This window comes from Acinetobacter sp. SM1B (genome assembly GCF_003289665.1).
GTDB lineage: Bacteria > Pseudomonadota > Gammaproteobacteria > Pseudomonadales > Moraxellaceae > Acinetobacter > Acinetobacter schindleri.
This window is the reverse complement of sequence record NZ_QMBM01000036.1, coordinates 283-611: the sequence shown is the minus strand read 5'-3', so window position 1 is coordinate 611 and position 329 is coordinate 283. Positions and strand designations below refer to the sequence as shown.

Annotated in this window: 1 protein-coding gene; it reads right to left on the bottom strand. The window is 45.9% G+C overall.

Translation table 11 applies throughout. The annotated features are described in order from the left end of the window. The coding region (locus C8322_RS14650) for an FAD-dependent oxidoreductase (RefSeq protein WP_228156522.1) at positions 1-329 on the bottom strand (329 nt) is incomplete at both ends.

Below are 329 nucleotides of genomic sequence, written 5' to 3'. Positions count from 1 at the left end.
GAACGGATGATGTAGTCAAATGCAGACAGTGATGCTTTCGCGCCTTCACCTGTAGCAATGATGATCTGCTTGTAAGGTACTGTGGTGCAGTCACCCGCAGCAAATACACCTTTTACGTTGGTTTCATTGCGCTCGTTAATCACAATCTCACCGCGGTTGCTTAACTCAACTTTGGTTTCTTTCAGGAAATCCGTATTCGGTAACAAACCGATCTGAACGAAGATCCCTGCAAGCTCAACCGTATGTTCTTCATCGGTCGCACGGTCTTTGTATTTCAGTGCAGTTACCTGTGAACCATCACCCACTACTTCTGTTGAAAGCGCATTCTT